Consider the following 13987-nt stretch of genomic DNA (forward strand, 5'->3'; position numbering starts at 1 on the left):
GATCTAGCGCGGCGGCACGCCCCGGGCATGGATCGCGGCGATGATCCGGTCGCTAACCTCGGGCGAAAATCCTCTCCGGCGTAGATAGAGCCCCGCATCGAGATCGAAGAGCGGCACCTTCTGGCGCAAAGTCCGCAGAGAGCGCTCAAGCGCGAATCCGTCGCCGCTCGCAGCGGCAGCCATGGCGCGCCCGATCAGGCCGAACGGGGTCTCCTCAGCATTGATCAGAGCGGCATGCGCTTCCGCCAACCTGGTTGCGCCCGTGAGATAGGCCGCGAGATACAGATAGAAATCGTACCAGGGCGGCCGACCGATCGACAGCGCGACGGCCTGCTCGAGCAGCGGCAGCCCCTCGGCCGGCCGGTTGAGTTGGATGTAGTGCGCGCCGAGAGCGGCGAGCACGTCGGGATCATAGGGATTGCGCGTCTGCGCTTCGCGGCCTGCCTTCAGCGCGTCCTCGGTCGCCCCCCGGAAGAACTGCGCGTCCATCATGGCCTGATGCGCCCGAGCACTCGCCGGAGCGAGCCGGACCGCGGTGACCGCGGCGGCGAGCGCACGGTCTAGAGCCGAGCCCGGCCTGGCATTGAAGCCCGAGGCGTATTCGTCGAGCGCCAGCAAAGCGAGCTGCGACCAGGCCGGATGGAACTCCGGATTGTGAGCGACAATCTCTTCCAGGCAGTCGCGCGCGGCGAGGTGATCTTCGGCCTTCATGGTCCGGCGCAGATTGAAGGCCAGGAACAGACAGGCAGCCGCCGGGGTCGGAGGCGACTGGCGCGCATCCGCGTGGAGCACGCCGAAAGGCTGCGCCAGCCGGATCGCCAGGCGCTGGGCCACCTCGCGCATCGGCAGGCCCTCGCCGAACCTGTCGACGCTGCCCTCCCCCGAAGTGGTCCAGACGACCCGCCCGTCCCTGGCGGCGCTCAGCCGGGCGAACCCTTCGATCGCATTGCCGGCGCGCCGGGCACTGATCGACAGGATGTAATCGCTCCCTTCACCCGCACGCGTCAGCGGCTCCGGCAGCTTGACGACCACGAGATCGTCGAAACGCGCCATCGTGTCCGCGACCTCGCGGACGAAATTGCGGGTGGTATCATCCAGCGAAGCATCGGTAACCGTCTCGGCGACCTCGACCGAGACCACGGGCAGGCGCGCCCTCACCAGAGGTACGGCCCGGACTGTGGGCGGTGGATCCGAAAGCGGCGCGGCTGGTAGCGGCGGCAATTGCGAGGCGATGTCAGGCAAGCGCGCTGCCGTCCCGCTCGTGCCGTGCTCTCCCCAGTACCAGAAGCCGATCGCGGCTAGGCCGAGCAGGAGCCCGAGGCCCGCGACATAGAGCCAGTAGCGCGAAGGCCCGGCGGCAGCCGCACCGCTCTCGACCGGCACCGAGCTCTCGTGATGCACCTCTTGCGCCGCGAGCACGTCCTGTTCGGAAATCTCCTCTTCGGGGGGCGCCGGCGGAGCAGCGCGCTCGAAGGACGGGACATAGGCGCCGACGGGAACGGTGATGCGCACGGGATCGGCAACGCCGTCGGCGGCGAAATAGAGGTTCAACGCCTTGCGCAGGCGCCCGGCCTCGACGCGGACGATCGGGTCCGCCTGCGGGTCGAAATCCGCCGAACGGCCGAAGGCCTCGACAGCGATCGTGTAGCCCTTCAGCTCGTTCGCCCGCCCTGCCAAAGTCTGCTCGACGATGAAGCTCAGGAAGGCCGTGAGCTGAGGCGCGGCACGAAAGATGTCGGAGGCGAGCACACGCTCGAGCTCGGCGCGGATCTCATCCGGCGCCAGCCCGTTCTCCCCATCCAGAGCTGTGGCGCGAACGACCATTGGGGCGCGATCCAGAGTCCCCTCCTTCAAGCTACGCCGGAAACGACGTTGCGTCATCTGCGACAGAGGTGCCCCGCCGCCCGCCCGGCGCAGGGATGCCCCGCCGGACCGTGGATTTACAGCCCGTTGCACGCTGCTAGGCTGAGGAAGTTTTTAAAAACTAAAGGGATCGGATCATGACCTCCGCGATGGGCGCGATCGCCACGCCGAACGACCTCGAAGCCTTCTGGATGCCGTTCACGGCGAACCGCTCGTTCAAGCAGAATCCGCGCATGATCGCCCGCGCCGAGGGCATGTTCTACTATACGCCGGAGGGCAAGCCGGTGATGGACGGCACCGCCGGGCTCTGGTGCTGCAATGCCGGCCACGCGCGCGAGCCGATCATCCAGGCGATCCAGGCGCAGGCCCGCGAACTCGATTACGCCCCTTCCTTCCAATACGGCCATCCCAAGGTCTTCGCCGCCGCGGCACGGATCGCGGCGCTCGCTCCGGGCGATCTCGATCACGTCTTCTTCGCCGGCTCGGGTTCGGAAGCCGCGGATTCGGCGCTGAAGATCGCGCTCGCCTACTGGAATGTCTCCGGCAAGGGCTCGAAGACCCGCCTGATCGGCCGCGAGCGCGGTTATCACGGCGTCGGCTTCGGCGGCATCTCGGTCGGCGGCATGGTCAACAACCGCAAATTCTTCGGCGGACTTTTGACCGGCACCGACCACATCTCGCATACCTATGACCGCGAGAAGCAGGCCTTCAGCAAGGGCGAGCCCGAATATGGCGCGCATTTCGCCGACGACCTCGAGCGCGTCGTCGCCCTGCACGACGCCTCGACCATCGCCGCCGTGATCGTCGAGCCGATGGCCGGCTCGACCGGTGGGTTGCCGGCGCCGAAGGGCTATCTCAAGCGCCTACGCGAGCTCTGCGACAAGCACGGCATCCTCCTGATCTTCGACGAGGTGATCACCGGCTTCGGGCGCCTCGGCTTCGCCTTCGCCGCCGAGCGCTACGGCGTGATCCCCGACATGATCACCTTCGCCAAGGGCGTGACCTCCGGCACGGTTCCGATGGGCGGCGTGATCGTGCGCAAGCACATCTACGACGCCTTCATGAACGGGCCGGACAACGTCATCGAGCTGTTCCACGGCTACACCTATTCCGGCCATCCGCTGGCGGCGGCGGCCTGCCTGGCGACACTCGACGTCTATCGCGAGGAAGGCCTGTTCGAGCGCGCCCGCGCCATGGAGCCGATGTGGGCCGATGCGGTGATGAGCCTGAAGGGCGAGCCGAACGTGGTCGACATCCGCACGGTCGGCCTGGTCGGCGCCATCGACCTCGCCCCGCGTGCCGACGGAGTCGGCAAGCGCGCCTTCGAGGCGATGGACCGCCTGTTCCGCGAGGAAGGGCTGATGGTCCGCACCGCCGCCGACACGATCGCCTTCTCGCCGCCGCTGATCATCACCGAGGACCAGGTCGAGGAGCTGATCGGCAAGCTACGCCGGGCGATCCGGACGGTGGCGGCATAGGCAGGGCTCGAAGGGCGCGCATCGAAACGCTCGAAGTGCGAATCGAGAACGGGAACCTGCACCCAACCAAGGTGCACGCCCGTGTTAAGACCTTTGGCGATGGGATCGATGGTCCCATCGTCCAGATTGATACGTTTGGTTCGCCCGATCGGGAGATTCCCGGGAAGCTCAGCCAAACGATCCAGCTGGACCGCAACACAGGGCGACAACTTCTCGCCGTTCTGCAAGCGGCCTACGGCCCCGGGTAAGTCATCGCCAAACCGCAACCGGTCGCGCGCGTCGGGGGAAGAAACTTCCCTCGACGATTGCCCTGACGAACGGCCTCGTCTCTTCGAATCCCGTTGTTCAGCCGTTCGTTCTTATTTGCGCACCGCAGCATTGACCACCTGATAAAGCGACACCTAAGGCTCTGCAAATCTTCGCAGTTTCTCTTGGGACCAACGATGTCGCTTCGCAGCATTTCCGCTGGACTGGCCGCCCTTCTCACGCCCTTCCTGCTCGGCCCCGCTCTCGCCCAGACACCCAAGCCATTGCGGATCGGCGTGCTCAACGACATGGCCGGCATCTATGCCGACATGGCCGGGCCCGGTTCGGTGATCGCCGCCCAGATGGCGGTCGAGGATTTCGGCGGCACAGTTCTCGGCCGACCGATCGAGGTCCTCGCCGGCGACCACCAGAACAAGCCCGATATCGGTTCTGCCCTGGTCAACCGCTGGATCGACGAGGACGGCGTCGAGGTCATCGCCGACATCCCGACATCCTCGGTGTTGCTCGGCATCCAGGAGATCGGCCGGCGCAAGAACAAACTCGTCCTCGCCTCGACCGGCGGCTCCTCCGACTTCACCGGAAAATTCTGCGCGCCCACCGGGATCCATTGGACCTACGACACCTATGCGCTCGCTGTCGGCACGGGTCTGCCGCTGGCCAAGGACGGCCCCTGGTATTTCATCACCGCCGACTACGCCTTCGGCCATGCGCTCGAGCGCGACACCTCGGAGGCGGTAAAGAAGGCCGGCGGCAAGATCATCGGCAGCGTCAAGCATCCTCAGGGCACCACCGACTTCTCCTCCTATCTCCTGCAGGCGCAAAGCTCCGGCGCCAAGATGGTCGGCATCGCCAGCTCCGGCGCCGACCAGATCGCCACCATCAAGCAGGCGACCGAGTTCGGCCTGCCGCAGAGCGGGACCAAGCTCGCCGGGCTCTATCTGCATATCACCGACATCCACGCCATCGGGCTGCAGGATGCGCAGGGACTGATCCTGACCCAGGCCTTCTACTGGGATTTGAACGAGGAGACGCGCGCCTGGTCGAAGCGCTTCTTCGAACGCCACAAGGCGATGCCGACCATGGGCCAGGCCGGCACCTATTCCTCGATCCTGCACTATCTCAAGGCGGTGAAGGCAGTCGGCACGACCGAGACCGAGAAGGTCGCCGCACAGATGAAGGCGACGCCGGTCAACGACTTCTTCGCCAGGAACGGCGTGATCCGCGAGGACGGCCGGATGGTGCACGACCTCTATGTGCTCAAGGTCAAGAAGCCCGAGGAATCGAAGTACCCCTGGGATTATCTCAAGCTGATCCGCACCATTCCCGGCGACCAGGCCTTCCGCCCGCTCAGCGAGGGCGAGTGCCCGCTCGTCAAGAGGTGAAGCAACCGGTTCCTAAGCCCGCCGCAGCTTGTTGTAGCGGGCGATCAGCCTGTCGCGCTTGAGCCGCGACAGGCGGTCGATCCAGAAGATCCCGTCGAGCTGGTCGATCTCGTGCTGATGGCAGATCGAGAGAAGCCCGTCCGCCTCCTCGCTCTGCTCCTTCCCGTCCAGATCCTGATAGCGCACGCGGATGCGCGCATGACGTTCGAGCTCGTCGGTCACCCCCGGCATCGAGACACTGCCCTCGGTGTGGCGGGTGGTCTCACGCGAGATCTGGTCCAGCTCCGGATTGACATAGGTGCGGACCTCGCCGGGCGAGAGTTCGAGCACTACGAGCCGGGAGAGCACGCCGATATGCGGCGCGGTGATGCCGATGCCCGGCGCGGCCCGCATGGTCTCGAGCAGATCGTCGGCGAGGGCGCGCAGATCGGCGTCGAAGCGCAGGACAGGGGCCGCGGTCAGGCGCAGACGCGGATCAGGGAAACTCAGGATCGGTCGGACAGGCATCGCGGTATTCTTGGTGTTTCCTGGCTGAGATGCCGTTGGGGGGAACGTAGCCTAGCAAGCCGGATCGCCGCGCTCTACGCGCCAGGCGCTGTCACGCCACGATCTCCCCAATGACGATGTCGCGATCCGGCGAGAGGCCGGCGCAGTCCGACGCATTCACTTCGTCGTGTAGCCGCCATTCACCAGAATGGTCTGGCCGGTCATCCACCATCCCTCGGAGACGAGGAAGCGGATGAAGGGGACGATGTCCTCGATATGGGTCAGGCCGGTCGGCGAAAACTTCGACAAGGCTGCCGCGGTCTTGTGATAGGCGACTGCGTCCGCCCCCTCGGCCGGGTAGAAGAACGGCGTGTCCATCGGACCCGGGCCGATCGCGGTGACCGAGATGCCACGCTCGCCGAACTCCTTCGAGGCGGCGCGGGTGAAATGCTCCACCGGTGCCTTCATGCCGGCATAGGCGGCGTAGAACGGCGTGAAAGCGCCGAGCAGCGAGGTCACCACGGTCGTGACCTTGCCGTTGTCGTTCAGCACCTTGCCGGCCTCCTTGAGGAAGAAGAAGGCCGATTTTGCGTTCACCGCAGCCATCTCGTCATATTCCGCCTCGCTGATCTCGGCGATCGGCTTCTTCAGCACCTTGCCGACGGTGTTGATCGCGATGTCCGGCCTGCCGAGCGCTGCGGTCGCATCGGCGAAGAGTTTCTCGACCGCGCCTGCGCTGGTCAGATCGGCCTGAAAGGCGACGGCCTGCGCCCCGGCCGCCTTTACGGCGGTGGTGGTCGCCTCGGCATCCGCCCGGCTGGCGGCGCTGTTGTAGTGGATCGCGACCGCGGCTGCGCCGTGCGCGGCAAGGTCGCGGGCAATGAGCCCGCCGAGATTCTTGGCGCCGCCAGCGATGATGACGGTCTTGCCCTTGATGCTGTGCTCGGCCATGGCCTGATCTCCTGCCGTCTTTGCGAACTGCTCGCCCTGTCGGCAAGGTACGCGGCAGATTGTTTCGATAAAGCAGGATAAGCTGACATGACTTGTCAGATCTGACGAACAATCTAACGCTGCGACGATGGACCGGATCGACCTCTTCGCCACCTTCGCCCGCGTCGTCGAATGCGCGAGCTTCACGCGGGCCGCCGCGACGCTTGGTCAGCCGCGCTCCTCAGTCTCGGCGGCGATCCGCCTGCTCGAGGACAGGCTGGGGACGCGGCTGCTCCACCGTACCACCCGCCATGTCGCGCCGACACAGGATGGACTCGCCTTCTATGAGCGCTGTCTGAGACTGATCGCCGAGGTCGAGGAGGCCGAGGCATTGTTCCGCAGCGCCGTCGACGGGCCATCCGGCAAGCTCAGGATCGACGTGCCGGGCCGGATCGGCCGGCTGATCATCGCCCCCGCCCTGCCGGATTTCCTGGCGCGCTATCCTGACATCGCGATCGAACTCGGCGTCACCGACCGGGCCGTCAATCTGGTCGAGGACAGCGTCGACTGCGTGCTCCGCGTCGGACCGCTCAGCGATTCCAGCCTGATCGCCCGCAATCTCGGCAGTCTCCGGCTGATCAATGTCGCGAGCCCGCCCTATCTCGCGCGTCATGGCACACCGATGGCGCCGGGCGACCTCACCGGGCATTTCGCGGTCAACTATGCCTCGCCCTCAACCGGCGCGGTCGAGGACTGGCAATGGCTGAATGGAGGGCACCTGCACAGTCTCGCCCTGCCCGGACGCGTCACCGTCAACAGCGCGGAGGCCTATATCGCCTGCTGCCTTGCCGGACTCGGTCTGATCCAGATCCCGGCCTATGACGTCGCGGCCGAGATTGCGGACGGAGCACTGGTCGAGGTGATGCCGGAGCACAGGGCGGAGCCGCTGCCGGTCGCCCTGCTCTATCCACACCGGCAGCATCTCTCGCGCCGCCTACGCGTCTTCATCGAATGGCTGGAGCCGCTCCTCAGGGAGCGGCTCTTCGCCTGATCAGGCCGCGGCTTTCTTCTCCGCCGAGCCGTAGAAGCTCTCGCCGGTCTTGGCCATGCGCTTCAGGAGCCGGTTCGGCTTGAAACGCTCGCCATGCTTCTTGGCGAGGCTCTCGCAGAGCTTCACGAAGGCAGCCGCACCCATATTGTCGATATAGCTCAGCGTACCGCCGCTATAGGGCGCGAAGCCGAAACCGATGATCGAGCCGACATCGGCCTCGCGCGGATCGGTGACGACGCCTTCCTCATAGGTCTTGGCCGCTTCGAGCGCCTGGGTGACCAGGAGCCGGTGCTTCAGCTCCGCCATGTCGATGAGCTCGGGCTCGAGCCGGTTCGCGGTCAGCTCGGCAAGGCCGGGCCAGAGCCGCTTCGGGCCGGCTTCCGGATAGTCGTAGAAGCCCTTCTTGTTCTTGCGGCCGAGGCGGCCATGCTTCTCGACCATGTCGGAGAGCAGCTTCTCCTGGGCCGGATCGACCGAAGCCTCACCAAGCTGCGCCTTCGTCGCCTTCAGCACCTTCCAGGCGAGATCGACCGCGACCTCGTCATTGAGCGAGAGCGGGCCGACGGGCATGCCGGCCTGCTTGCCGGCCGCCTCGATCATCGCCGGCGGCACGCCTTCCATCAGCATGAGGTGACCCTCGCGGATGTAATTGCCGACGCAGCGATTGGCGTAGAAGCCTCTGACATCGTTGACGACGATCGGCGTCTTCTTGATCGCCCGGACATAGTCGAGCGCCATGGCGAGCGCCTTGTCGCCGGTCTTCTTGGCCTTGATGATCTCGACCAGCAGCATCTTCTCGACCGGCGAGAAGAAGTGGATGCCGACGAAATTCTTCGGGCGCTGGGAATGGGAGGCCAGGCCCGTAATGGGCAAGGTCGAGGTGTTGGAGCCGAAGATGGTCTTCGGACCGACCACGGCCTCGACCTTGGCGATCACCTCGGCCTTGACCTTCGGGTCCTCGAACACCGCCTCGATGACGAGGTCGCAGCCCTTGAGGTCGGCATAATCGGCCGAAGGCTTGATGCGCCCGAGCAGCGCGTCGCGGTCTCCGGTCTTGGCGCGGCCCTTCATGATCTGGTCGGAGACCAGCTTGTGCGAATAGGCCTTGCCCTTCTCGGCCGCTTCCATGTCGCGGTCGACGAGCACGACATCGAGCCCGGCGAGCGCCGTGACATAGGCGACGCCGGCGCCCATGAAGCCGGCGCCGACGATGCCGACTTTCTTCAGCTTGCTCGGCGGGACTTCGGCCGGGCGACGCGCGCCCTTGTTCAGCTCCTGCATCGAGACGAAGAGCGAGCGGATCATCGAGGCCGCCTCCTTCGTCCGCAGGATTTTCGCGAAATAGCGGCTCTCGACCTTGAGGGCGAGATCCATCGGCAGCTGCAGCCCCTCATAGACCGCGCTCAGGATGGCGCGGGCGGCCGGGTAATTGTCATTGGTCTCGCGGCGATAGATCGCATTGGCCGGCGGCCAGATCTGCATGCCGGCCGGCGAGTGGACCTTGTTCGAGGGCAGCTTGAACTTGGGGTCTTCCCAGGGCTGCTTGGCCTGCGGATTGGCCTTCAGCCATTCCTTGGCGGCGGCGACGATCTGGTCACGCGGCAGCACGGCATGGACGAGGCCCATATTGCGGGCCGGAAGCGCCTTGATCTGCTCGCCCTTGAACATCATCTGCAGCGCGTCGCCGGTCTGCATCAGCCGTGCGACGCGCTGGGTGCCGCCAGCGCCGGGGAACAGGCCGACCTTGATCTCGGGCAGGCCGACGCGGGTCGAGGGATCATCCGAGACGACACGGAGCTGACAGGAGAGCGCGAGCTCGAAGGCGCCGCCGAGGCAGACGCCGTGCACGGCCGCCGCGAACGGCTTCCCGCAGGTTTCGAGCTTGCGATAGAGTTGGCTGAGCTTGCGGCTCTCGTCGAAAAAGCGCTGCATCGCGATCTGCTCGCCCTGCTCCTTCGCCAGTCCGACATAGAGGTCGCGCAGGCCCTGCAGCATGGTGAGATCGGCGCCACCGGAGAAGCTCTCCTTGCCGGAGACGATGACGCAGCCCTTGATCGCCTCGTCGGAAGCGACCTTGTCGACGACCTGGTTGAGTTCCTCCATCACCTGCGGGGTGATGACGTTCATCGAACGCTCGGGCATGTCCCAGGTCAGGGTGGCGATGCCGTCGGCGTCGGTCTCGAAGCGGAAATTGGTGAGGTTCATCGCTTCTCTCCTCAAACGCGCTCGATGATGGTGGCGACGCCCATGCCGACGGCGACGCAGAGCGTGACCAGGGCGGTCTGCTTGTCGGTGCGCTCGAGCTCGTCGAGCACGGTGCCGAGGATCATCGCACCAGTGGCGCCGAGCGGGTGGCCCATGGCGATGGCGCCACCATTGACGTTGAGCACGGCGTCATCGATGTCGAAGGCCTGCTGATAGCGCAGCACGACCGAGGAAAAGGCCTCGTTCAGCTCGAACAGGTCGATGTCCTTCGGCGTCATACCGGCCTTCTTCAGGACGAGCTCGGTGACGTCGACCGGGCCGGTCAGCATCAGCGCGAGGTCAGAGCCGGTGGTGGCGAAGGCCTTGATGCGGGCGCGGGGCTTGAGACCGGCGGACTTGCCGGCCCGCTTCGAGCCGACCAGCACGGCCGCCGCACCGTCGACGATGCCCGAGGAATTGCCGGCATGGTGGACGTGGTTGATGAACTCGACGTCCGGATGCGCCGCAGTCGCGACCGCATCGAAGCCACCCATCTCGCCCATCTGGACGAAGGAGGCTTTCAACGCGGCGAGCGCCTGCATGTCAGTCGCCGGGCGGATGGTCTCGTCGCGGTCGAGGATGACCAGGCCGTTGACGTCGGTGACCGGGATCACCGAATTCCTGAAGCGCCCCTCCTCCCAGGCCTTGGCGGCGCGCTTGTGCGAGCGCACGGCATAGGCGTCGACATCGTCGCGAGAGAAGCCGTATTTCGTCGCGATCAGGTCGGCCGAGACGCCCTGCGGCATGAAATAGGTGTCAATCGCGACTGACGGGTCGACGGCGATGCCGAAGCCGGAGGCGCCCATGCCGATGCGGGACATGCTCTCGACGCCACCGCCGATCGCCATCTCCTTCTGGCCGGACATCACCTGCGCCGCGGCGAGGTTCACCGCGTCGAGGCCCGAGGCGCAGAAGCGGTTGATCTGCACGCCCGGCACTTCCTTGCCGTAGCCGGCCTTCAGCGCCACCGTGCGGGCGATGTCGGCCCCGGCCTCGCCGACCGGATCGACGCAACCGAAGACGACGTCCTCGACCAGCTTGGGATCGAGCGTGTTGCGCTCCTTGATGGCGCGCAAGGTCTGCGTGCCCAATTCGATCGCGGTGACTTCGTGCAGCGAACCGTCGGCCTTGCCCTTGCCGCGCGGTGTCCGGACGTGATCGTAGATGAAGGCGTCTGCCATGGTGCTCCTCCCGGAGTGGCCGGTCGTTTTCGGCTCGTCGCCTCGGCGTCAGACTGCGCCGGATCGAACCAAGAGTAATCGAAAGAAACACTCCGTCATCCCGGGGCATCCCGGACGGAGCGAAGCGGAGATCCGGGATCCATAGAAGGGTGCCGGATCTCGATGATGGATCCCGGATCGGCGCCGCTTCGCGGCTTGTCCGGGATGACGGGGCCAGGTTGGACGATCCGTCAGAACTGCTCGGCGCTCAGCGCCATGGTGGCGTCGGAGCCGGAGGTGATCCGCGCCAGATGGGCGGCGGTCTCCGGCAGCGAGCGCTCCATGAAGAAGCGGGCGGTGACGAGCTTGGCGTTCATGCGCTCGGTCGCGCCATTGGCGCCGGCCTTGAGCTTGTCCTGCGCGACCTTGGCCATCTTCGCCCACATATAGCCGAGGCAGACCAGGCCGAGCAGATGCATGTAGTCATGCGCGCCGGCGCCGGCATTGTCGGGCTTGGCGAGCGCGTTGTTCATGAACCACATCGTCGCCTGCTGAAGATGGCCGAGCGAGGCGGCAAGCGGGGCGAGCAAGGGCTTCAGCGCCTCGTCGCCCTCGTTCTCCTTCACGAAGGCGCCGACCTCGTTGAAGAAGGCCATGATGGCGCGGCCGCCGTCGCGGCCGAGCTTGCGGCCGACCAGGTCCATCGCCTGCACGCCGTTGGCGCCCTCATAGATCATGGCGATGCGGGCATCGCGCACGAACTGCTCCATGCCGTGCTCGGCAATGTAGCCGTGCCCGCCATACATTTGCTGGGCCTTCACGGCGTTGTCGAAGCCGATATCGGTGAGCACGCCCTTCAGAACCGGGGTCATCAGGCCGAGCTGGTCGTCGGCGGCCTGGCGCTCGGCATCATCGCCCGAACGATGGGCGACGTCGGACTTGATCGCATTCCAGATGACGAAGGCGCGCGCCGCCTCGTTGAAGGCCTTGATCGACATCAGCGTGCGGCGCACGTCCGGATGGACGATGATCGGATCGGCAGCCTTGTCGGGATTCTTGGCGCCGGTCAGGGAGCGGCCCTGCAGACGCTCCTTCGCATAGGCGACGGCGTTCTGATAGGCGACCTCGGACTGGGCCAGGCCCTGGATCGCGACGCCGAGGCGGGCCTCGTTCATCATCACGAACATGGCGTTGAGGCCCTTGTTCTCGGTGCCGATCAGCCAGCCCTGCGCGCCGTCATAGTTCATGACGCAGGTCGAATTGGCGTGGATGCCCATCTTGTGCTCGATCGAGCCGCAGGAGACCTTATTGTTCTCCCCGACCTTGCCGTCAGCCCCGATCGCATTGCGCGGCACGACGAAGAGCGAGATGCCCTTGACCCCGGCCGGCGCGCCTTCGATGCGGGCGAGCACGAGATGGATGATGTTCTCGGTGATGTCCTGCTCGCCGGCCGAGATGAAGATCTTGGTGCCGGTGATGGCGTAGGAGCCGTCGCCATTCGGCACGGCCTTGGTCTTGATCAGGCCGAGATCGGTGCCGCAATGCGGCTCGGTCAGGTTCATCGTGCCCGACCAGGCGCCCTCGATCATCTTCGGCAGATAGGTGCGCTTCTGCGCGTCGGAGCCATGGACATAGAGCGCCGCGATCGCGCCCATCGTCAGGCCGGGATACATGGCGAAGGCCATGTTGGCGGCCGAGGCGTACTCGTTCATCACCGCGCCGAGCGTATAGGGCAGGCCCTGCCCGCCATAGTCCGGGTCCATGGCGAGGCCGATCCAGCCGCCCTCGGAATAGGCGCGATAGGCTTCCTTGAAGCCCTTCGGCGTCGTCACCGAACCATCGGCGTTGCGCTTGCAGCCTTCCTGGTCACCGGAATGGTTGAGCGGCTGCAGCACCTCCTCGCAGAGCTTGGCGCCCTCGCCGAGCACGGCCTCGACGAGATCCGGCGTCGCGTCGGCGAAGCCCGGCAGGTTGTTGTAGCGCTCGAACTGGAAGACATCGTTCAGGAGGAACAGCGTGTCCTCAACGGGGGCCTTGTAGACCGGCATCGCATCCTCCCTGCCAAGATCGTCGCATTCTGGCGAGGCAGCCTGCCGGCTCAAGCTGGCGGCGGCGCCTCGAGATAGTTCATATATAAACTATTATGCCGTCCCTTGCCAAGGGGGAGCCCGGGATTTTTAGGTCGCAGGCTCTCGCCCGGGTCAGGCTACCCAGCTTTGCGCTGCCGACAAATGAAAAACGCCCCGAACCCGGTGGGGTTCGAGGCGTCGACGATAGCGTGCGGCTGATCGCCGCCGATCGATAACTCAGGCGCCGAGCGTGGCCAGCGTGCCCTCGAGCTCGGCGATCGCGGTCTCGATCTCGGTACGCTGGGTGCGCAGCAGCTCGAGCTGCTCGGCGATCTGGGAGCGGGTGAGCTGCAGCCCGCCGACCGAGGCCGACGTCTCCTGCCCTTCGCTGCCCTTGCTCTCCTCATTGGCGAGCATGGCGCGAATCTCCACCAGGGTGAAGCCGAGCTGCTTACCCTTGAGAATCAACGCGAGCCGGGCGCGATCGCGACCGGAATAGATCCGGGTCATGCCCGAACGGGCCGGCGAAAGCAGGCCGCGCGATTCATAGAAGCGCAGCGTGCGCAGCGTCACGCCGAAATCGCGGGCGAGATCGCTGATGGTGAAGCCGCCGGCAGCGTCATTGGACGTCTCGGCAGCGGGAAGCGGGTTGCGGCCGTCATGAACTGAAGCGGCCGCCAGAGCGGAGCTTTGGCGCGACATATATGATCCTCGAAGGACGTTTTTCAGGGCAACGGCGCTGGGCGGCTGCGATGGCTGGATCGATCCGTATTGCGGCGCGACATAAGGCGCAACACTCCCTTACGTCAGGTAATTTTTGCCTCTCCATGGGTAAGTTACCGTTATGCAGGGCGCCGGTGGCGGCCGTCAGGCCACCGTTTCCAGAAAATTAACCTCTGGGGCCGGTTTCTTAACCGTCCGTTTACCGTGACTGCGAAAAGTCGGCATGGCGACCATCACGAAACTCCGCGGCAACCGGAGATTCACGTTTCATGGTTTCGCGCAGGGAAGCGGCGGCACAGGGGGCTGCGCATCCTGGATTGAAGACCGGCCCCGT

10 protein-coding genes are annotated in these 13987 nt (G+C 65.6%); 3 read left to right on the plus strand and 7 right to left on the minus strand.

From position 1 onward, the window contains the following. Positions 1 to 3: 3 nt before the first annotated feature. Complete coding sequence (locus AC3RCC_RS22365; RefSeq protein WP_492256629.1) at positions 4 to 1824, minus strand: hypothetical protein; 1821 nt, start codon at positions 1822 to 1824, stop codon at positions 4 to 6. A 176-nt stretch (positions 1825 to 2000) separates the two neighbouring features. On the opposite strand from AC3RCC_RS22365, the gene aptA reads away from it, so the two are divergent. Together aptA and AC3RCC_RS22375 are read left to right on the plus strand one after the other, a co-directional pair. Then, positions 2001 to 3341: an omega-aminotransferase AptA gene (gene aptA / locus AC3RCC_RS22370; RefSeq protein ID WP_492256630.1), complete on the plus strand. Its 1341-nt coding sequence runs from the start codon at positions 2001 to 2003 to the stop codon at positions 3339 to 3341. A 443-nt stretch (positions 3342 to 3784) separates the two neighbouring features. Beyond that, entirely contained in the window at positions 3785 to 4990 is a 1206-nt protein-coding gene (locus AC3RCC_RS22375; protein WP_492256631.1) for an ABC transporter substrate-binding protein, read from the plus strand. A gap of 12 nt (positions 4991 to 5002) precedes the next feature. Here AC3RCC_RS22375 and AC3RCC_RS22380 read toward each other — a convergent pair whose 3' ends face one another. Both AC3RCC_RS22380 and AC3RCC_RS22385 read right to left on the minus strand, forming a co-directional pair. Beyond that, entirely contained in the window at positions 5003 to 5497 is a 495-nt protein-coding gene (locus AC3RCC_RS22380; RefSeq protein ID WP_492256632.1) for a peptide deformylase, read from the minus strand. Between the two features lie 156 nt (positions 5498 to 5653). Beyond that, positions 5654 to 6427: an SDR family oxidoreductase gene (locus AC3RCC_RS22385; protein WP_492256633.1), complete on the minus strand. Its 774-nt coding sequence runs from the start codon at positions 6425 to 6427 to the stop codon at positions 5654 to 5656. 127 nt (positions 6428 to 6554) lie between these two features. Here AC3RCC_RS22385 and AC3RCC_RS22390 point away from each other — a divergent pair, with 127 nt between their 5' ends. Beyond that, positions 6555 to 7457, plus strand: coding sequence for a LysR family transcriptional regulator (locus AC3RCC_RS22390; protein ID WP_291637214.1), 903 nt, complete (start codon positions 6555 to 6557; stop codon positions 7455 to 7457). Here the strand turns inward: AC3RCC_RS22390 and AC3RCC_RS22395 are convergent, their stop codons facing one another. The 4 genes from AC3RCC_RS22395 to AC3RCC_RS22410 all read right to left on the minus strand — a co-directional run bounded on the left by AC3RCC_RS22395 (position 7458) and on the right by AC3RCC_RS22410 (position 13632). Next, on the minus strand, positions 7458 to 9662 hold the full coding sequence (locus AC3RCC_RS22395) for a 3-hydroxyacyl-CoA dehydrogenase NAD-binding domain-containing protein (RefSeq protein WP_492256634.1): 2205 nt from the start codon (positions 9660 to 9662) through the stop codon (positions 7458 to 7460). It abuts the gene before it with no gap. 11 nt (positions 9663 to 9673) lie between these two features. Beyond that, on the minus strand, positions 9674 to 10882 hold the full coding sequence (locus tag AC3RCC_RS22400; protein ID WP_492256635.1) for an acetyl-CoA C-acetyltransferase: 1209 nt from the start codon (positions 10880 to 10882) through the stop codon (positions 9674 to 9676). A 230-nt stretch (positions 10883 to 11112) separates the two neighbouring features. After that, a complete protein-coding gene (locus AC3RCC_RS22405; RefSeq protein WP_492256636.1) occupies positions 11113 to 12909 on the minus strand; it encodes an acyl-CoA dehydrogenase C-terminal domain-containing protein in 1797 nt (598 codons plus the stop codon). A gap of 258 nt (positions 12910 to 13167) precedes the next feature. Next, the gene (locus AC3RCC_RS22410) at positions 13168 to 13632 is read right to left on the minus strand and encodes a MerR family transcriptional regulator (RefSeq protein WP_291637222.1); all 465 of its coding nucleotides are present in this window, start codon (positions 13630 to 13632) and stop codon (positions 13168 to 13170) included. Positions 13633 to 13987 lie beyond the last annotated feature (355 nt).

It is taken from the genome of Allobosea sp. GW823-FHT01F03, assembly GCF_058798075.1.

What these genes read in the sequence shown, in the direction of transcription:
- AC3RCC_RS22395 (WP_492256634.1), bottom strand. Translation starts at nt 9,662, where the DNA reads ATGAACCTCACCAATTTCCGCTTCGAGACCGACGCCGACGGCATCGCC.
- AC3RCC_RS22410 (WP_291637222.1), bottom strand. Translation starts at nt 13,632, where the DNA reads ATGTCGCGCCAAAGCTCCGCTCTGGCGGCCGCTTCAGTTCATGACGGC.
- AC3RCC_RS22400 (WP_492256635.1), bottom strand. Translation starts at nt 10,882, where the DNA reads ATGGCAGACGCCTTCATCTACGATCACGTCCGGACACCGCGCGGCAAG.
- AC3RCC_RS22390 (WP_291637214.1), top strand. Translation starts at nt 6,555, where the DNA reads ATGGACCGGATCGACCTCTTCGCCACCTTCGCCCGCGTCGTCGAATGC.
- aptA (WP_492256630.1), top strand. Translation starts at nt 2,001, where the DNA reads ATGACCTCCGCGATGGGCGCGATCGCCACGCCGAACGACCTCGAAGCC.
- AC3RCC_RS22380 (WP_492256632.1), bottom strand. Translation starts at nt 5,497, where the DNA reads ATGCCTGTCCGACCGATCCTGAGTTTCCCTGATCCGCGTCTGCGCCTG.
- AC3RCC_RS22375 (WP_492256631.1), top strand. Translation starts at nt 3,785, where the DNA reads ATGTCGCTTCGCAGCATTTCCGCTGGACTGGCCGCCCTTCTCACGCCC.
- AC3RCC_RS22365 (WP_492256629.1), bottom strand. Translation starts at nt 1,824, where the DNA reads ATGGTCGTTCGCGCCACAGCTCTGGATGGGGAGAACGGGCTGGCGCCG.
- AC3RCC_RS22385 (WP_492256633.1), bottom strand. Translation starts at nt 6,427, where the DNA reads ATGGCCGAGCACAGCATCAAGGGCAAGACCGTCATCATCGCTGGCGGC.
- AC3RCC_RS22405 (WP_492256636.1), bottom strand. Translation starts at nt 12,909, where the DNA reads ATGCCGGTCTACAAGGCCCCCGTTGAGGACACGCTGTTCCTCCTGAAC.